The organism is Microbacterium sp. CGR1, from assembly GCF_051062835.1.
Taxonomy (GTDB): Bacteria; Actinomycetota; Actinomycetes; order Actinomycetales; family Microbacteriaceae; genus Microbacterium.
In genome coordinates, this window is the sequence record NZ_JAOTPG010000002.1 from 304,922 (window position 1) to 324,187 (window position 19,266).

General features: G+C 66.6%; 12 protein-coding genes. 2 read left to right on the plus strand and 10 right to left on the minus strand.

Translation table 11 applies throughout. The features are described from left to right. The first annotated feature begins 60 nt into the window (after positions 1-60). A complete protein-coding gene (locus tag OD997_RS16420; RefSeq protein WP_434332641.1) occupies positions 61-657 on the plus strand; it encodes a hypothetical protein in 597 nt (198 codons plus the stop codon). A gap of 113 nt (positions 658-770) precedes the next feature. Here the strand turns inward: OD997_RS16420 and rpoC are convergent, their stop codons facing one another. From rpoC to OD997_RS16450, 6 genes are all read right to left on the minus strand, one after another. Continuing rightward, entirely contained in the window at positions 771-4,646 is a 3,876-nt protein-coding gene (rpoC, locus tag OD997_RS16425) for a DNA-directed RNA polymerase subunit beta' (RefSeq protein WP_056515946.1), read from the minus strand. Between the two features lie 85 nt (positions 4,647-4,731). Continuing rightward, positions 4,732-8,235, minus strand: coding sequence for a DNA-directed RNA polymerase subunit beta (locus tag OD997_RS16430; RefSeq protein ID WP_056309351.1), 3,504 nt, complete (start codon positions 8,233-8,235; stop codon positions 4,732-4,734). A 231-nt stretch (positions 8,236-8,466) separates the two neighbouring features. Then, entirely contained in the window at positions 8,467-10,176 is a 1,710-nt protein-coding gene (locus OD997_RS16435; RefSeq protein ID WP_434332642.1) for an ABC transporter ATP-binding protein, read from the minus strand. Beyond that, positions 10,173-11,138, minus strand: coding sequence for an ABC transporter permease (locus tag OD997_RS16440; protein ID WP_434332643.1), 966 nt, complete (start codon positions 11,136-11,138; stop codon positions 10,173-10,175). The genes OD997_RS16435 and OD997_RS16440 overlap by 4 nt, the downstream gene beginning before the upstream one ends. A gap of 34 nt (positions 11,139-11,172) precedes the next feature. Continuing rightward, on the minus strand, positions 11,173-12,177 hold the full coding sequence (locus OD997_RS16445) for an ABC transporter permease (RefSeq protein WP_434332644.1): 1,005 nt from the start codon (positions 12,175-12,177) through the stop codon (positions 11,173-11,175). Positions 12,178-12,263: 86 nt separating this feature from the next. Continuing rightward, positions 12,264-13,937: an ABC transporter substrate-binding protein gene (locus tag OD997_RS16450; RefSeq protein WP_434332645.1), complete on the minus strand. Its 1,674-nt coding sequence runs from the start codon at positions 13,935-13,937 to the stop codon at positions 12,264-12,266. Between the two features lie 169 nt (positions 13,938-14,106). Between OD997_RS16450 and OD997_RS16455 the strand changes: the two genes are divergently transcribed. After that, positions 14,107-15,027, plus strand: a complete 921-nt coding sequence (locus OD997_RS16455) for a sugar kinase (RefSeq protein WP_434332646.1) — start codon at positions 14,107-14,109, stop codon at positions 15,025-15,027. Between the two features lie 37 nt (positions 15,028-15,064). On the opposite strand, the gene OD997_RS16460 is transcribed toward OD997_RS16455, so the two are convergent. From OD997_RS16460 to OD997_RS16475, 4 genes are read right to left on the minus strand one after another with little or no spacing between them, the layout of a single operon-like run. Continuing rightward, positions 15,065-15,931 (minus strand): MurR/RpiR family transcriptional regulator, encoded by an 867-nt coding sequence (locus OD997_RS16460; protein WP_434332647.1) that lies wholly within the window; start codon positions 15,929-15,931, stop codon positions 15,065-15,067. A 14-nt stretch (positions 15,932-15,945) separates the two neighbouring features. Then, positions 15,946-17,460: a glycoside hydrolase family 3 protein gene (locus OD997_RS16465; RefSeq protein ID WP_434332648.1), complete on the minus strand. Its 1,515-nt coding sequence runs from the start codon at positions 17,458-17,460 to the stop codon at positions 15,946-15,948. Next, on the minus strand, positions 17,457-18,290 hold the full coding sequence (locus OD997_RS16470; protein WP_056515922.1) for a carbohydrate ABC transporter permease: 834 nt from the start codon (positions 18,288-18,290) through the stop codon (positions 17,457-17,459). The genes OD997_RS16465 and OD997_RS16470 overlap by 4 nt, the downstream gene beginning before the upstream one ends. Next, on the minus strand, positions 18,287-19,264 hold the full coding sequence (locus OD997_RS16475; protein ID WP_056515921.1) for a carbohydrate ABC transporter permease: 978 nt from the start codon (positions 19,262-19,264) through the stop codon (positions 18,287-18,289). The genes OD997_RS16470 and OD997_RS16475 overlap by 4 nt, the downstream gene beginning before the upstream one ends. Positions 19,265-19,266 lie beyond the last annotated feature (2 nt).

The following is a 19,266-nucleotide window of genomic DNA, read 5'->3' on the forward strand; positions in this document are numbered from 1 at the left end:
ATCCGCGGCGGCGCGGTCTGCCTGCCGCTCCTCCGAACCTTCCGGCGCTACGGTGAGCGCATGAACGCGCGACTCGCCGCCGGTGCTGCGGCTCTTCTGCTGGTCACCGCGCTGACCGGCTGCGGTTCTGCCGGTTCCGGCGGCGCCGAGCAGAGCGCCGCCCCTGAGCCGTCGTCGAGCTCGACTCCGGACGACACCGCGAGCCCCTCACCCTCGGCCTCCCCCACTCCCACGACCGCACCGGTCACTCTGCCGACAGACTGCCGCGCGATCCTCTCGGAGGACGTGCTCGCGCAGCTCGACGGGATCCCCCTGAACGACGCGGCTTTCGGCCCATCGGGCGTCGCCGACGACGGCACTCTCACGTGCATCTGGGCCGATCCTCGCGCCGACACCACCCGGCTCGTCACCACGATCTCGCTCATGAACCGCGGGCCCGCCCTCGACATGCTGAACGCCCTCGTCACGAACGAGGGCTTCACCTGCTTCACCCCGGACGGAGGCACCCGCTGCGAGAAGACCTGGCAGAACACCCAGTACCCGGTCACCGACGGGCGCACCCTGTTCTGGCGCGACGACGTGCTGATCGACTCGAGCTATTCGAACCTCGCACCCTCGGGCTACACATCGAGCATCGTCGCGCATCTGTTCGACTGACCCGACCCAGACGCCGCGCCCCGGCATCCACCCGCCCTCCGGGCACGAAGAAGGCCCCGGGCGAATCGCCCGGGGCCTTCTCCTATTCACTCAGTACGTCAGAGCTGAATCGATCAGTTGTACGTACCCGGCGTGATGTCGTCCGTCGAGAACGCGTCGAAGTCGACGTAACCGAAGTCGCCGTCTGCGTACGCACCGTCGGATGCGAAGATCCGGTTCGGGTAGCGCTCGCTCTTGGCTTCTTCCGTCGCCTCGACCGTGACGTCGCGGTACTTCGAGAGACCGGTTCCGGCGGGGATGAGCTTTCCGATGATGACGTTCTCCTTGAGACCGACCAGCGGGTCGCGCTTGCCCTGCATCGCAGCCTCGGTGAGCACGCGGGTCGTCTCTTGGAAGGAGGCGGCCGACAGCCACGACTCCGTCGCGAGCGACGCCTTCGTGATACCCATCAGCTCCGAACGGCCGGACGCGGGGCGCTTGCCCTCTGCCACAGCCTCGCGGTTGATCGCCTGGTAGCGCTTGAGGTCGACCATCTCGCCCGGGAGCAGGGTCGTGTCGGCGTGATCGACGACGGTGACCTTGCGGAGCATCTGACGGACGATGACCTCGATGTGCTTGTCGTGGATCGGCACACCCTGCGAGCGGTACACGCCCTGGACGCCACCGACGAGGTAACGCTGCACCTCGCGGGCACCCATGACACGCATGACCTCCTTGGGGTCGAGCGTGCCGACCAGGAGCGGCTGACCGACGCTGACGTGCTGACCGTCCTCGACCAGAAGCGTCGCACGCTTCAGGACCGGGTAGATCACTTCCTCGTCACCGTTGTCGGGCGTGAGGATGAGCCTCTTGGCCTTGTCCGTCTCGTCGATCGTGATGCGGCCATCGGCCTCGGCGATCGGCGACGCGGCCTTCGGGGTGCGAGCCTCGAAGAGCTCCTGCACACGGGGAAGACCCTGCGTGATGTCATCTGCAGACGCGGAACCACCGGTGTGGAAGGTACGCATCGTCAGCTGGGTACCGGGCTCACCGATCGACTGGGCCGCGATGATGCCGACGGCCTCTCCGATGTCGACGGTCTTACCCGTGGCGAGCGAACGGCCGTAGCACTGCGCGCAGACACCGACGGCGGAGTCACACGTGAGAACCGAGCGCACCTTGATGCTCTCGACGCCCAGCGCGACCAGCTTGTCGATGAGCACGTCACCCACGTCGTCTCCGGCAGAAGCGAGGACCTCGCCCTTGCTGTCGACCACATCGGAGGCCAGCGTACGAGCGAACACCGAGTTCTCGACGTTCGCGTCGCGCACGAGCTCACCCTGCGAGTTCGGAGCGGCGATCGGGAGCTCGAGGCCCTTCGACGTGCCGCAGTCCTCTTCGCGGATGATGACGTCCTGCGAGACGTCCACCAGACGACGGGTCAGGTAACCCGAGTCGGCGGTACGCAGAGCGGTGTCGGCCAGACCCTTACGGGTACCGTGCGTCGCGATGAAGTACTCCGCCACCGACAGACCCTCGCGGTACGAGGAGATGATCGGACGCGGGATGATCTCACCCTTGGGGTTGTTCACCAGACCACGCATACCGGCGATGTTCCGGATCTGCAGCCAGTTACCACGGGCGCCCGAGGACACCATGCGGTTGATGGTGTTGTCCTCAGGGAAGTTCGCCTTCATCGCGGCCTGGACCTCGTCGGTCGCCTCGGTCCAGATCTTGATGAGCTCCTGACGACGCTCGACGTCGGTCGTGAGGCCCTTCTCGTACTGGGACTGGACCTTCGCGGCCTGCTTCTCGTAGCCCGCGACGATCTCCGCCTTGTTCGGCGGCGTGAGGATGTCACTCAGAGCGACGGTCACACCCGAGCGCGTGGCCCAGTAGAAACCGGCGTCCTTGATGCGGTCCAGCGACGCAGCCGTCTCGACCTTGGGGTACTCCTCGGCCAGCTTGTTGACGATCTGCGACAGCTTGTTCTTGTCAGCCTGCTCGCGGACGAACGGGTATCCCTTGGGAAGCGTGTCGTTGAAGATCGCCTGTCCGAGCGATGCGTCGACGAGACCGTGACGCTCGTAGCCCTCGGGAGCTTCGCCCTCGAGGAACGTCAGACCCGGGATGCGGATGCGGACCTTGGCCTGCAGGTCGAGGGTGCCCTCGTCCTTGGCCAGGATCGCCTCGCCCACCGAACCGAATGCACGGCCCTCACCGGCTGCGCCCGACTTGACCGTGGTCAGGTGGTGCAGACCGATGATCATGTCCTGCGAAGGCAGGGTGACCGGGCGTCCGTCGGACGGCTTCAGGATGTTGTTCGACGCGAGCATCAGCACGCGGGCCTCGGCCTGAGCCTCGACCGACAGCGGCAGGTGGACAGCCATCTGGTCACCGTCGAAGTCGGCGTTGAACGCCGCGCAGACGAGCGGGTGCAGCTGGATGGCCTTGCCCTCGACGAGCTGAGGCTCGAACGCCTGGATGCCCAGACGGTGCAGGGTGGGTGCACGGTTGAGCAGCACCGGACGCTCGCGGATGATCTCCTCGAGCACGTCCCAGACCTCGGGACGGGTGCGCTCGACGGCGCGCTTGGCCGCCTTGATGTTCTGCGAGTGACCGAGGTCGATCAGGCGCTTGATCACGAACGGCTTGAAGAGCTCCAGAGCCATCTGCTTGGGCAGACCGCACTGGTGCAGCTTCAGCTGCGGTCCGACGATGATGACCGAACGGCCCGAGTAGTCGACGCGCTTGCCGAGCAGGTTCTGGCGGAAACGACCCTGCTTACCCTTCAGCATGTCGCTGAGGGACTTCAGGGCGCGGTTGCCGGTACCGGTGACGGGGCGACCACGGCGACCGTTGTCGAACAGTGCGTCGACGGCCTCCTGCAGCATCCGCTTCTCGTTGTTGACGATGATCTCGGGGGCACCGAGGTCGATCAGACGACGAAGACGGTTGTTGCGGTTGATCACACGACGGTAGAGGTCGTTGAGGTCGGAGGTCGCGAAGCGGCCACCGTCGAGCTGCACCATCGGGCGCAGCTCCGGCGGGATCACCGGAACGACGTCGAGGACCATGGCGGCCGGGCTCATGCCGGTCTCCAGGAACGAGTTGACGACCTTCAGACGCTTGATCGCACGGATCTTGCGCTGGCCCTTGCCCTCGGAGATCTGCAGGTGCAGGCTCTCCGCCTCGGCAGCCAGGTCGAACGCCGCGAGGCGACGCTGGATCGACTCGGCGCCCATGTATGCCTCGAAGTACTGACCGAAGCGGTCCTGCAGCTCGTGGAAGACGTCGTCCTCGGGGCGCAGCGCACCGACCTCGAGGGTGCGGAAGTCTTCCCACACGCGCTCGAGCTTGGCGATCGCCTCGTCGGCACCCTTGCGGATGAGCGACATCTCCTTCTCGCCGGCGTCCTTGACCTTCTTCTTGGCGTCGGCCTTGGCGCCCTCTGCCTCGAGGGAAGCGAGCTCCTCCTCCAGGCGAGCCAGGCGCTCGGCGATCTTCGCGTCGCGACGGTCTCCGAGCGTCTTCAGCTCGAGGCGGATGTTGTTCTCCTGCGTGCCGAGGTCGCGGTGACGAGCATCCTCGTCGACCGAGATGACCATGTAGGCAGCGAAGTAGATGACCTTCTCGAGGTCCTTCGGCGCCATGTCGAGCAGGTAGCCGAGACGCGAGGGAACACCCTTGAAGTACCAGATGTGGGTGACGGGAGCGGCGAGCTCGATGTGACCCATGCGCTCACGACGGACCGAGGACTTGGTGACCTCGACGCCGCAGCGCTCGCAGACGATGCCCTTGAAGCGGACACGCTTGTACTTTCCGCAGGCGCACTCCCAGTCGCGGGACGGGCCGAAGATCTGCTCTCCGAAGAGACCGTCCTTCTCCGGCTTCAGGGTGCGGTAGTTGATGGTTTCAGGCTTCTTGACCTCGCCGTAGGACCAGGCGCGGATGTGGTCCGCGGTGGCCAGGCCGATGCGAAGCTCATCGAAAGTGTTTGACTCGAGCACAAATTCTCCTGTGTAGGAATTCTTCTGAAGAAATCGGGGAGGTGGGCCGCCGACCGGGCGTGATGCTCGGTCGGCGGCCTGGACCTTAGATCTCGTCGATCGAGGCGGCCTCGAAGCGGCTGGAGATGTTGATGCCGAGCTCCTCCGCTGCGCGGAAGGCCTCGTCGTCCGTGTCACGCAGGTTGACCAGCGTGCCGTCGGCCGAGAGGACCTCGACGTTCAGGCAGAGCGACTGCATCTCCTTCATGAGCACCTTGAAGGACTCGGGGATGCCGGGCTCCTGGATGTTCTCGCCCTTGACGATGGCCTCGTACACCTTGACGCGGCCGAGGATGTCATCGGACTTGATCGTGAGGAGCTCCTGGAGCGCGTAAGCGGCACCGTAGGCCTCGAGGGCCCACACCTCCATCTCACCGAATCGCTGGCCACCGAACTGCGCCTTACCACCGAGCGGCTGCTGGGTGATCATCGAGTACGGACCGGTCGAACGCGCGTGGATCTTGTCGTCGACCAGGTGGTGGAGCTTCAGGATGTACATGTAGCCCACCGAGATCGGCGCCGGGAACGGCTCGCCGGAGCGGCCGTCGAACATCTGGGCCTTTCCGGTGGAGTCGATCAGGCGGATGCCGTCGCGGGTCGGGATGGTCGCGTCGAGAAGACCTGCGATCTCCTCCTCGCTCGCACCGTCGAACACCGGGGTGGCGACCTTGGTGCCGGGGGCGGCCTCGAAGGCGTCCTTCGGGAGCTTGGTAGCCCACTCGGGGGTTCCCTCGACCTTCCAGCCCTGCTTCGCGATCCACCCGAGGTGGGTCTCGAGCACCTGGCCGAAGTTCATTCGACCCGGGATACCCAGCGGGTTCAGGACGATGTCGACCGGAGTTCCGTCCGCGAGGAACGGCATGTCCTCGATCGGGAGGATCTTCGCGATGACACCCTTGTTGCCGTGACGACCGGCGAGCTTGTCACCCTCGGTGATCTTGCGCTTCTGGGCGATGTAGACCACGACGCGGCGGTTGACGCCGGAGCCGAGCTCGTCGTCGCCGTCTTCGGCGTTGAACTCCTTGACGGCGATGATCGTGCCCTGCTCACCGTGGGGCACCTTCAGGGAGGTGTCACGGACCTCGCGGCTCTTCTCGTTGAAGATCGCGCGGAGCAGACGCTCTTCCGCCGACAGCTCGGTCTCGCCCTTCGGCGTGACCTTGCCGACGAGGATGTCGCCGGGGCGGACCTCGGCACCGATGCGGATGATGCCGCGCTCGTCGAGGTCCTTGAGCAGCTCGGGGCTGACGTTGGGGAGGTCACGAGTGATCTCCTCCTTGCCCAGCTTCGTGTCGCGGGCGTCGACCTCGTACTCCTCGATGTGGATCGAGGAGAGGGTGTCGTCCTTCACCAGGTCCTGGCTGAGGATGATCGCGTCCTCGAAGTTGTAGCCTTCCCACGTCATGAACGCGACGAGGAGGTTCTTTCCGAGTGCCAGCTCGCCGTTCTCGGTGGCGGGGCCATCGGCGATGACCTCTCCGACCTCGACTCGGTCGCCCTCGTTGACGACGACCTTCTGGTTGTAGGACGTGCCCTGGTTCGAGCGGTCGAACTTGCGCAGGTGGTAGTCCTGCGTTCCACCCTCGTCGAGCATGACGGTGACGCGGTCTGCGGAGACCTCAGAGACGACACCCGGCTTCTCAGCCGTGAGCACGTCGCCGGCGTCGATGGCCGTGTAGCCCTCCATACCGGTTCCGACGAGCGGCGAGTCGCTGCGCAGCAGCGGCACAGCCTGACGCTGCATGTTGGCACCCATGAGGGCGCGCTGTGCATCGTCGTGCTCGAGGAAGGGCACGAGCGAGGTCGCGACCGACACCATCTGGCGCGGCGAGACGTCGATGTAGCCGATGTCCTCCGGGAGGAACATGTCGACCTCGCCGCTGCCGCCCTTGGGGCGGGCCAGGACGTGGCTCTCGATGAAGCGACCGTTCTTGTCGAGCGGGGCGTTGGCCTGCGCGATGTTGAAGTCGACCTCTTCGGAAGCCGTCAGGTAGTCGATGTCCTCGGTGACGACGCCGCCCGTGACCTTGCGGTACGGGGTCTCGATGAAGCCGAACGAGTTGATGCGCGCGAAGGTCGCGAGAGCACCGATCAGACCGATGTTCGGGCCTTCAGGCGTCTCGATGGGGCACATGCGGCCGTAGTGCGACGGGTGGACGTCACGGACCTCGACACCTGCGCGGTCACGGCTCAGACCACCGGGTCCGAGGGCCGAGAGGCGGCGCTTGTTGGTCAGACCCGCGAGCGGGTTGTTCTGATCCATGAACTGCGACAGCTGCGACGTTCCGAAGAACTCCTTGATCGCGGCGACGACGGGGCGCACGTTGATCAGGGTCTGCGGCGTGATCGCCTCGATGTCCTGCGTGGTCATGCGCTCGCGGACGACGCGCTCCATGCGGGAGAGACCGGTGCGGACCTGGTTCTGGATCAGCTCGCCGACCGCGCGGATGCGACGGTTGCCGAAGTTGTCGATGTCATCGGTCGCGATGCGGATCTCGGCCTTCTTGCCCGAGCGGATGCCGGGGAAGGTCTCTTCGGTGCCTGCGTGCAGACGCACGAGGTACTTGATCGTCGCGACGATGTCCTGAACCGTGAGGACCGAGTCGGTGAGCGGAGCGTCGAGGCCCAGCTTGTGGTTGATCTTGTAACGACCCACCTTCGCCAGGTCGTAGCGCTTCGGGTTGAAGTAGAAGTTGTCGAGAAGCGCGCGGGCGGCCTCGGCGGCGACCTGCTCGCCCGGACGCAGCTTGCGGTAGATGTCGCGGAGCGCATCTTCCTTCGTGACGATGGTGTCCTTCGCGAGCGTCTCCTCGATCGAGGTGTAGCCGGCGAACTCCGTGAGGATCTCCTCGCTGGTCATGCCCAGCGCCTTGAGGAACACGGTCACCGACTGCTTGCGCTTGCGGTCGACGCGCACGCCGACCTGGTCGCGCTTGTCGATCTCGAACTCGAGCCATGCACCACGGCTCGGGATGACGCGAGCCGACACGATGTCCTTGTCGGACGTCTTGTCGGGGGTCTTGTCGAAGTAGACACCAGGCGAACGCACGAGCTGCGAGACGACGACGCGCTCGGAGCCGTTGATGATGAACGTTCCCTTGTCGGTCTGCAGCGGGAAGTCGCCCATGAAGACCGTCTGGGTCTTGATCTCACCCGTGAGGTGGTTCATGAACTCGGCCTCGACGTACAGCGGAGCGGCGTAGGTCTTGCCACGCTCCTTGCACTCCTCGATGGAGTACTTCTCCGGCTCGAGGTACGGGTTCGTGAACGACAGCTGCATCGTCTCGCCGAGGTCCTCGATCGGAGAGATCTCCTCGAAGATCTCGCCGAGACCGCTGTTCTCGTTCACGTCGGTGCGGCCGGCCTTCTTGGCCTCTGCGACACGAGCCTTCCAGGCGTCGTTGCCGACGAGCCATCCGAAGGATTCGGTCTGCAGAGCGAGAAGGTCAGGGACCGTCAGCGTGTCGGAGATCTTGGCGAACGAAAGACGGGAAGCTCCGCGTCCGTTCTTGGTGGTGGTGGATGTGGATGCGTTGCGAGCAGCAGCCAAGGGAATAACCTCCGTGAGCCCCGCAGGGCTTCTCGATTCCTTTGTCGTCAGGTGGAGTGTGCGCCCGAATGCTCAACGAGCTGCCGACCACCATATGAGGGCAGGGAGAAGCGAGCGCAACTACCAACTATACGCTCGATCTCGCGACATGGCAAGCTCGATCCTTGACCTTCTTCGGATGCTGCGGTAATGGCATCCGAAGAAGGTCGAGGGGAACGGGGCCGAAGGGCCTCAGGAGGCGATGTTGAGTTCGTTCCCGGGGATCGATGCCAGCAGCCGTCGGGTGTACGGATCCCGCGGATTCGTGAAGATCTCCTCCGACGACGCCGCCTCCACGAGCGATCCGTCCTTCATCACGCACACGTAGTCGCTGATCAGTCGCACCACCGCGAGGTCGTGCGAGATGAACAGATAGCTGAGCCCGTACTCGGTCTGCAGGTCGCCGAGCAGCTTCAGGATCTGATCCTGCACCAGCACGTCGAGCGCCGAGACCGGCTCATCGCACACGATCAGCTCGGGTGAGAGAGCGAGAGCTCGCGCGATCGCCACACGCTGACGCTGACCTCCGGACAGCTCCGACGGGTAGCGCCGCAGCATCGACTGCGGCAGGGCCACATCGTCGAGCAGCTGACGGACGCGCTTTCGCCGGTCGGCGCCGCTCCCCCGCTTGTAGAAGTCCAGCGGCTCGGCGATCAGCCGCTCGATCGTGAACATCGGGTTCAGGCTCGAGTACGGATCCTGGAAGATCGGCTGCACCTTCTGACGGAAGTCCCGCGTCTCGGCCCGACTGAGCGAGGCGATGTCCTTGCCCTCGTAGCGGATCAGTCCACTGGTCGGCTCGATGATCTTCAACAGCATCCGTGCCGTGGTCGTCTTGCCCGAACCGGACTCGCCCACGATCGCGACCGTCTCGCCTCGCGGGATAGCGAGGGACACGTCGTTCACCGCGACGAAGTCCTCCTTCTGCCCGCGCACCGGATAGACCTTGGTGAGGTTCTCGATCTCGACGATGTTGTCGGCGGTCGACGGAGCCTCGACCGTCTCGGCATCCTCCGACGTCCCGACGCCCGCGGGCTCCGCAGGACGATCCTCCACCTGGAAGGCCTCGGGGCGCAGACGCGCTGCGGCCACCGACGGCGCCGCCTTCACGAGCGACTGCGTGTACGGATGCTGCGGATCCTCGAGGATCTGCTTCGCCGGGCCCTGCTCGACGACCTTGCCGCGGTGCATCACGATGACGCGCTCCGCTCGCTCTGCCGCGAGTCCCAGATCGTGCGTGATGAGCAGCACGGCGGTGCCGAGTTCCCGTGTCATCTCCCCGATCTGATCGAGGATCGTCTGCTGCACCGTGACGTCGAGCGCGCTCGTCGGCTCATCCGCGATCAGCAGACGCGGCTTGCATGCCAGACCGATCGCGATCAGCGCGCGCTGACGCATGCCGCCGGAGAACTCGTGCGGATACTGCTTCGCACGCTTCTCGGGGTCCGGCAGACCTGCGGCGGTGAGCGCCTCGACCACCTTCTCCTGCACGTTCTGCCTGGTGGCCAGCCCGTGCGCGAGGAGCGTCTCTGCGACCTGGGTGCCGATCTTGGCGACCGGGTTCAGGTTGGACATCGGGTCCTGCGGCACGAGTCCGATGTCGCGCCCGCGGATGGTTCGCAGCTCGTTCTCGGGAGCTCGGGTGATATCCCTCCCGTCGAGGCGGATGCTGCCGGCGGACACACGGCCGCCTCCGGCGAGCAGGCCGATGATCGCCATCGCGGTCGTCGACTTGCCCGACCCCGACTCCCCCACGATCGCGACGGTCTGCCCCGGCCCGATCTCGAGATCGACGCCCTCGACCGCGTGCACGACGCCGTCCATAGTGGCGAAGTCGACGGCGAGCCCCTCGACAGACAGAAGAGGTGCATTCGGCATCTGGGTGTCTTTCGCGGTGTTCATCGTGCTCTCGTCCTCGGGTCCATGGCCTCGCGCAGCGCTTCACCGAACAGGGTGAAGCCGAGCGCGGTGACCGCGATGCAGATACCGGGCAGGAATGCCAGCCACGGCGCGATGGCGAGCTCCGCCTGCGCGTAGGTGAGCATGCGCCCCCACTCGGCCGTCTCGGGGCGACCGCCGCCGAGACCGAGGAACGACAGCGCGGCCGCGTCAATGACGGCGGTGGCGAGCGTCAGAGTGCCCTGCACGATGACCGGGCCGATGGCGTTCGGCAGCACGTGCGACATCGTGATCTGCCCGCGGCCCAGACCCAGGGTCTGTGCCGAGAGCACGTAGTCGCTGGAGCGCTGCTGCAGCATCGACGCACGCAGCAGACGCGCGAAGATGGGCACCTGCGATGCACCGATCGCGATCATCACCGCGAACGGCGTCTGACCGAGGATCGCCGCGATAGAGACCGCCAGCAGCAGGTTCGGGACCGACAGGATGATGTCCACGACACGCATGATGATCGTGTCGACCCAGCCGCCGAAGGTGCCGGCGAGAAGTCCGAGGATCATTCCGCCGACCAGGCCCAGCGCGGTCGAGATGACGCCGATCAGCAGTGACGCCTGCGCACCCCAGATGAGCTTGGAGAGAACGTCTCCACCGAATCGGTCGAGGCCGAGCGGGAACTCGGGGATCTCCCCCGGGCCCGGGATGTTCGTCGGAGTGATGTACTTCGCGCCGGGGAGCGCGGTCTCGGGGTACGGCGCGAGAATCGGTGCGAGCACCGACACGAGCACGAACAGCAGGACGATGCCTGCGCCGATCCAGGCGGTGGGGTTGCGGCGTAGACGGCGGAACACGTCGCGCCAGAATCCGCCCGGCCCCTCCTTGAGGCCTGCCTGATTGACGGCGACGGTGTCGACGACCGAGCCGCTCGCCGCCGACGGGCCCTGTGCGGGTGGGAGCGAGATGGTCATGACGCCACCCCCTTTCGGAGAACGAGGCGGGACATCACTGCACCCGCACTCTCGGATCGATGAAGCTGTACGACACGTCGACCGCCAGGTTGATCAGCGCGTAGGCGATCGCGATGAAGATGATGAACCCCTGGAGCACCGGGAAGTCCCTCGTGAAGATCGCCCTCGCGAGGAACGAGCCGATGCCGGGGAACGCGAACACGGTCTCCGTGAGCACGGCTCCCGAGATCAGCAGACCGGTCTGGAGGCCGATCGTGGTGATCACCGGCAGCATGGCGTTGCGCAGGATGAAACGGCTGCGCAATGTCGAGGCGCCGACGCCCTTCGCCCGGCCGGTGCGCACGTAGTCCGCGTTCTGCACTTCGAGGACACTCGCCCTCGTGATGCGGACGATGATCGCGAGCGGGATGGTGCCGAGTGCGAGCGCCGGGAGCACGAGGTGCATCAGCGCGTCCCACGAGGCGTCGAACTCGCCGGTGATCAGGCCGTCCCACACGTAGAAGCCCGTGGGATGGGTGGCATCTATTCGGGGGTTCTGCCTGCCGTCCGAGGGCAGCCAGCCCAGCTGCACCGCGAAGACGTATTTCAGGATGAACGCGAGGAAGAACACCGGGATGGTGATGCCGACGAGGCTCAGGACCACCGACGCGTGGTCGGTGAACTTGCCGTGACGGCGGGCGGCCCAGTATCCGAGAGGGATGCCGACGCCGATCGCGAAGATGAGCGCCACGACGCTCAGCTCGATCGTCGCGGGGAAGCGACGGAAGAACTCCTCCGTCACGGGCCGGTTGGTCTGGATCGAGGTGCCGAAGTCGCCCTGCAGAAGGCGTCCGACCCAGATGAAGTACTGCTCGATGATCGGCTTGTTGAAGCCGTAGAGCTCGTTGACCCTCGCGATGGCATCCGGAGTCGCCTTCTCGCCGAGAAGAGCGACGGCCGGGCCGCCGGGGAGGGCCCTGACCCAGGCGAACAGCAGGATGCTGAGGCCGATCAGAGTGGGAATGAGGAAAAGCAGTCGCCTGCCGATGGTGCGCAGCAAAAGGTCTCCGTTGATCAGAAGGTACGCCGGTCCCGGGCCTCCGCGGCGAGCGCGGAGACCCGGGTGGGCAACTCAGTCGGTCAGACCTACTTGGTGAGGACGATGTCCGTGAAGACCTCGTCGTTCACCGGGCTGGCAGGGTAGCTCTCGACGCGCGGGTCGAACGCCAGCGTGGGCGCCGGGTGCGCGAGAGGAACTCCGGGGATGAACTGAGCGACCATCTCGTTGATCTCCTCGTAGAGGGCCGTCTGGTCCTCGAGGTTGGAGACGCCGCGAGCCTCGTTCAGCTTCTGGAAGAGCTCCGGGTTGTCGAAGCCCCACTCGGAGCTCTGCTGGCCGAAGAAGACGCCGACGAAGTTGTCGGTGTCGTTGTAGTCGCCGGTCCAGCCCAGCAGGTGGATGCCGTGGTCGGACGTACCGGTGGTGCGGTCGAGGTACTCGACCCACTCCTCCGAGACCGGGGTGGTCTCGACGCCGACCTCGGAGAGCTGCGACGACAGCACCGTGAAGATCTGCTCGGGGTCCGGCATGTACGGACGCGAGACGTTGACCGGGTAGTTGAAGGTGAGCTTCAGCGGGTTGGCCTCGTCGTAGCCGGCCTCGGCCAGCAGGGACTTCGCCTTCTCGGGGTCGTAGTCGTACGTCGTGACATCGGGGTTGTAGCCGTTGACGGTGTCGGGCACGAACTCGATCGCCTTCTCGGTGCCCTCAGGCAGGACCTGGCTGATCAGCGCGTCCTTGTCGACCGCGTACGAGAGCGCCTCGCGGACCTTGGGGTCCTGCAGCTCGGGGATCGCCTGGTTGAAGGCGAGGTACAGGATCGTGAACGGAGGGCGCGACACCATGGTGAAGCCGTCGTCCTCGAGCGCCTGGGTGTCGGCGGGGCCGACCAGGTCGTAGCCGTCGATCGAGCCGGACTCGAGCGCCTGACGACGCGCGGTCGGGTCGTCGATCGTGCGGAAGATGATCTCGTCGATCTGACCCGCGTCGCCCCAGTAGTCGCCGTATGCCTTGAGCGAGACCTGCTCGCCCGGTGCCCACTCGTCGAACTGGTAGGGGCCCGTACCGACGGGGTGTCCCATCGCGTACTCGGAGAGCACCGGCGCCTCGGCGGAGCCGCTGACGTCGTCGGCGCCGAACTCCTGCAGCGCCGACGGGCTCTGCATCGCGAACGACGGCAGCGACAGCGATGCGACGAAGCCGGCGAACGGCTTGTTCAGGTCGATCGTGACGGAGTAGTCGCCGTCGGGCGTGCACGACTTGTACACGGCGTCGGCGGGGTTCTCGGCGTAGCCCTTGAAGAGCTTGTTGTAGTAGTAGCCGAAGGCCTCGGACGCGGCGAGACCGGTCCAGTTGAACCAACGGTCGAAGTTCGCGCACACCGCTTCGGCGTTGAACGGCGTGCCGTCGTGGAAGGTGACGTCTTCCTTCAGGGTGAACGTGTGACTCATGCCGTCTTCGGACGACTCCCACGACTCGGCGAGGAGCGGGGCGGGGTCGGCGGTGCCGGGTTCGGTGCCGACGAGACCCTCGAAGATCTGACGGGAGACGCGGAAGCTCTCACCGTCCTGGGCGAATGCCGGGTCGAGGCTCGCGGGGTCCGACGACGCGGCGAACACGAACGTGCCGTCCACATCTCCCGAGCCCTCGGAGCCGTCGTCGCCGCGCTCGCTGGCGACGCATCCCGAGAGGACCAGCGCGGCGAGCGCTGCTCCGGTGACGGCGATGAGTCCTCGCCGACGCATGACTTTATGGTGCATTGTGTGACCTTCCTGTCGAGCGCTGCAGTGCGCGTTCCGGAGGCGTCTTCGACTCCGGAAACGGTGATGCCCTCGACGCTACCCAGTGGGTACACCGTTGCAAAACACCTCCAGGTTGCATTCCTGTTACGGATGTTCGGGGCACGGCCGATCGGGTAATCTCCAGAACGTGCCCGACACGTCTCCCCTCGCCGTCTGCGTCGGCGAGGGCCTGGTGGCCCTCGTCCCCGCCACCGCCGCCCCTCTCGAGGACGTCCGGACCTTCCACCGCTCCCTCGCCGGAGCGGAGTGGAATGCCGCGATCGCCCTCGCATCGGCGGGCGTCCGCACCGCCGTCGTCTCCCGGGTGGGCGACGACGGATTCGGCCGCTTCCTCACCGCCGAGCTGCGCAGGCACGAGGTCGACGACACCGCCGTCGAGGTGGATCCGGATGCTCCCACCGGCCTCTACGTGAAGGAGCTGTCACCTCGGCCCGACGGGTCGGTCGACGGGACCATGCACTACTACCGATCCGGTTCTGCGGCGGCGGCGATGTCACCCGCGACTCTCTCCGCCTCGCCCGCATCCGACCTGCTCTCGGAAGCATCACTGGTGCACACGTCGGGCATCACCCCCGCCCTCTCCGTCGCGGCGCGGGCAGCTCAGGATTCCCTGTTCGACGCCGAGCGCGAAGGACGTCTGCTGAGCTTCGACGTGAACTGGCGCCCTGCTCTGTGGAGAGGACGCGAGGACGAGGGGCGGGCGGCGATCTCGAACTACGTCCGCCGCGCCGACGTCGTCTTCTGCACGCAGCCGGACGCCGAGGCGGTGTTCGGGACCTCAGACCCCGACAGGTTGCGCGAGCTGTTCCCCGAACCCCGGTACCTGCTCGCCACGAGCCCGCGCGGAGCAGTCGCGTTCGACGGGTCGGAGCGCACCGACAGCGCGGCGCTGGATGTGCCGGTCGTCGAATCGATCGGCGCCGGAGACGCGTTCGCCGCCGGATTCCTCGCGGGGGTGCTCACGGGGCTCTCGCTCACGGGCAGCCTCGCCCGCGCGCACCGCATCGCGACCCGCGCTCTCGCGAGCACGCGCGACCACGTCGACTGAGCGCCTCTCCCTCGAATGGCCCCGCGGCGGTCCGGAGTCAGCGCCGACGACGCGACGCCGCCGCGTCGTGCGTCAGCTGGAGGGGGATCACGACGGGTTCGCCACGGTGCTGGACGACCCGCACGAAGAGGATGTCGACGAGGGCGAGCTGCGCGATGCGACTCGACATCGCCGCCATGCGGAACGGCGACTCCTGGGCATAGGTGAGCAGCACCACGTCTGCGGCGAGCGCGAGGGTCGAGTCCGGGGCGCTCGTCACGGCGACGGAGAGGGCGCCGGCGTCTCTGGCGACCTCCACCGCCCGCACGACCTCCTGGGTCTCGCCCCCGTGCGAGAAGGCGATCACGACGTCATCCGGCGAGCGCAGGGATGCGGCCGTGAGGGCGAGATGGGGGTCGGCGGAGTGGGCGACCGAGCATCCGATGCGGGCGAGCTTCTGCTGCAGGTCCTGAGCCGTGAGCGACGACGCGGCCTGCCCGAACAGGTCGACGTGTCGCGCGGCGACCACGGCCAGCGCGACCCGGTCGAGGGCGGCCGCGTCGAGCCCCAGCGCCGTCTTCTCGATCGCGTCGATCTCCTGGGACGCGAGCTTGGCGGCGATCGCCGACGGCTCGTCATCCGGATCGATCGCCGTGGTGTCGAGACCGAACCGGGCCTGCTGCGCCTGAGCGAGCGTCACCGTCCGTGCGACCGCCACTCTCAGCTCGCGGTACCCGCTGAACCCGAGCGACTGCGCGAATCGCGCCACGGTCGACAACGACGTGTTGCACAGTCGTGCCAGGTCGTTGATGGCGAGATCCACGACCAGCGTGGGGTCGCCGAGAATGATCTCCGCCACCCGAGCCTCGGCAGCACTCAGACGGGCGATCGATCGGCGCACCAGCGCGAGAACGTCTGAGTCCACGGTGTCATCCTGCCTCAGTCGGCCGAACCCGCGTCGCCGCGTGACGAACCGTCTCCGGTCGAGCCTGCGCCGATCAGCCGTTCCCTGGCTGCCTGGGCGCCGACCAGGGACGCTGCTCCGACTTCGACGATCGGCAGAGGGAGCGGACGCTGCGGTGCGAGTCCGACGTTGACCACGACGGCGTCGGGGTCGCGGACCGCGGCGCGCTCGACCAGAGATCGCTGCGCGTCGTCCGCGTCCGGTCGATCCAGCAGGATGACCGTGAGGCCGTCGGCCGCGACGGCGGCATCGAGGGCCTCGTCCTGCTCTTCGACCGAGATGCGGGCCACGTCGACCCTGGCGCGGTGGCCGCCGGCGGCGAGCGCTTCGGCGACGTAGGCCGAGGCGCTGTCGACGGCGAGGGTCGAGCGGCGGCGCGCGTCGACGACCGCGAGGACCTCGGCATCCGCCGTCGCACCCGTGATCGCCCGCCCGACGATCTCGCGCGGATCGAAGTCGACCGGAGCGGATGCCGCATCGGCACGCTCCCGCAGGGCTCCGGCGAGAGTGGCGACCCGAGCGGCAGCCTCTTCGATCCGCGTCCGCGGCAGCGATCCGTCTCGGAGCGCAGCCACGATGCCGTCGCGCGCAGCGATGAAGTCACGTCGGTCCTGGTCGGGAAGGGTGGCTCCTCCCCTGTTGGTGGGGTTGCCGATGCACAGCAGGTCGACGCCCGCCGCGAGCGCCCGTGCCGCGCCGACACCGATGCCGACGGTCTCGCGGATCGCCGCCATGTCGAGGGCGTCGGAGATGATCACACCGTCGAAGCCCCAGCCGCGGAGGATGCCGAGAATCCGGGGGTTCAGAGTCGCCGGCTCGGCTCCCCACGCAGGGACCACGATGTGCGCCGTCATGATCGAGTCGACGCCTGCGGCCACCGCGGCCCGGAACGGCTCGAGGTGCACCCGCTCGAACTCGTCGATGTCGAGCGAGATCACGGGCGACGCGTGATGCGAGTCCAGGTGCGTGTCGCCGTGCCCGGGGAAGTGCTTGACGCACGCCGCGGCCGCGCCGCTCTGGATCCCGTCGACGGCTGCCAGCACGTGTCGCGAGACGAGTTTCTCGTCATCGCCGAACGAGCGAACACCGATCACCGGGTTGCGCGGATCGGTGTTCACGTCGGCGACCGGCCCGAGGACCACGTTTCCGCCGATCGCGGTGACCCGCCTGGCGAGCTCTGCACCCGACGCCCTCGTCGCCTCGACGTCGTCGAGGAGGCCGAGCTGCCCGGCCCCCGGAAGGGTCGATCCTGTCGCGGACTCGAGGCGGGTGACGTTGCCGCCCTCCTCGTCGATGCCGATCAGGGCGTCGGGATTCGCACGGAGGACCTGCGCGCTCAGTGCAGGCAGTCCCTCACCGATGTTCTGTCCGAAGTAGACCACGCCGGCGAGACCGTCCTCGAGCTCGGCGACCAGCCACTGCGGAGCCTCGGTCCCGAGGAAGCCGGGCCAGAGCACCGCGTTGGCGAGTCGTTCGAGCTCGTCCGTCATCCCTTCACCGCTCCTGCCACCATGCCGGCGGAGAGCCGGCGCTGCACGATCACGAAGAAGATCATGACAGGGATCGTGATGATCGTCGATGCCGCCATGATGCTGCCCCAGTCGTTGGAGTGCAGGCCGAAGAACGACTTCAGACCGATCGACACCGTGTACTGGTCGGTCGCGCTGCCGAGGATCGTCATCGCGAAGATGAACTCGTTCCACGCGGTGATGAAGCTGAAGATGCTGGTCGCGACGAGACCGGGCATCACGAGCGGCAGCAGGATCGAGCGGAACATCCGCCACCAGCTGGCACCGTCGATGTACGCGGCCTCTTCGAGCTCCACCGGCACCGCGGCGACGAATCCGCGCAGCATCCAGATGCCGAACGCCAGCGAGAGCGCCACGTAGACGACCATCAGGCCGAGGATGCTGTTGAGCAGACCCAGGCTCTTCACCTGCAGGAACAGCGGGATCACGAGGGCCTCGAGCGGCACCATCTGCACGACGAGGATCATCATGAGGATCGTGGTGCGGAACTTGAAGCGGAAGCGCGCGACGGCGACCGCCGCGAGCAGGCACACCAGGGCGCTGACGAGGACGGTGACGAGCGCCACGATCGCGGAGTTGCGGAGATACGTGCCGAAGCCGCCGTCGGTGAGCACGAACGCGAAGTTGTCGAACGTGAACTCCTGCGGCAGGAGGGACTGTCCACCGCTGGACGCCTTGGCGTCGAGCGCACTGGAGACCATCCAGTACACGGGGAACAGCGTGAAGATCAGGACGGCGGCGATCGCGATGCCGGTGCCGACGCGCGACATGACAGAGGGGCGGGGGTTCACAGCTCGTCCTCCTTCATGAGCGAACGGATGTAGACGATCGTGATGCCGATCAGCACGAGGGTGAGGAGCACGGCGAGAGCCGCACCGAACCCGTAGCGGTTCTGGCCGAAGGACTCGACGTACGACCAGACACCGAGGTTGAGCACCGACCGGTTGCCGCCGCCTCCGCCGGGCATCAGATAGACCTGCGCGAAGACCTTGAAGTCCCAGATCGTCGACAGGATGATCACGACAGAGAAGACGGGCTTGAGCGTCGGGAAGATGATCTTCCAGAATCGCATCCAGGCGTTGGCGCCGTCGAGGGCCGCAGCCTCCAGCATCTCCTTCGAGACGCCCAGGAGCCCTGCGAGAACCGTGATGGCGACGAACGGGAAACCGTGGTGCACCACGTTCAGCAGGACGATCGCGTAGAACGACCACTGGTTGGTGAACCAGTTCACCGGGTCGTCCATCAGACCGAGGTCCTGCAGGACCGTGTTGAAGATGCCGCGGTCGGCATCGAAGATGAACGTCCAGACGTAGGTGCCGGTGACGGCGGGCATCGCCCAGGCCACCATGATGCAGCTCGAGACGATCGTGCGCCAGACGGTGCCGAGCTTCGCGAGCAGCAGGGCGACGAGCGTGCCCACTGCGACGGTGACGAACACGGCGACGGCGGCGAAGCCGACCGTGTTCGGGAGCACGACAGTCCAGAGTGTCGGATTGGTGAGCGCCTCGACATAGTTGTCGACGCCGATCCAGTTGTTCTCTCCGGTGTTGATCTCGCGCAGGCCGTAATCCTGCAGCGAGAAGATGAAGACCTGGATGAGCGGCCAGAGCATGAGCACCGCGAGGATGACCAGGCCCGGGGCGAGGAGGAGCCAGGGGCGGGCCGTGAGCAGCGAGAGTCCTCGCTTGCGCGGCCGGCCGCCGGCCACGGAGGCGGAGGAGGACTCCGCCTTCGTGGCCGGCAGTGGCGCTTGCACCATCGACATGA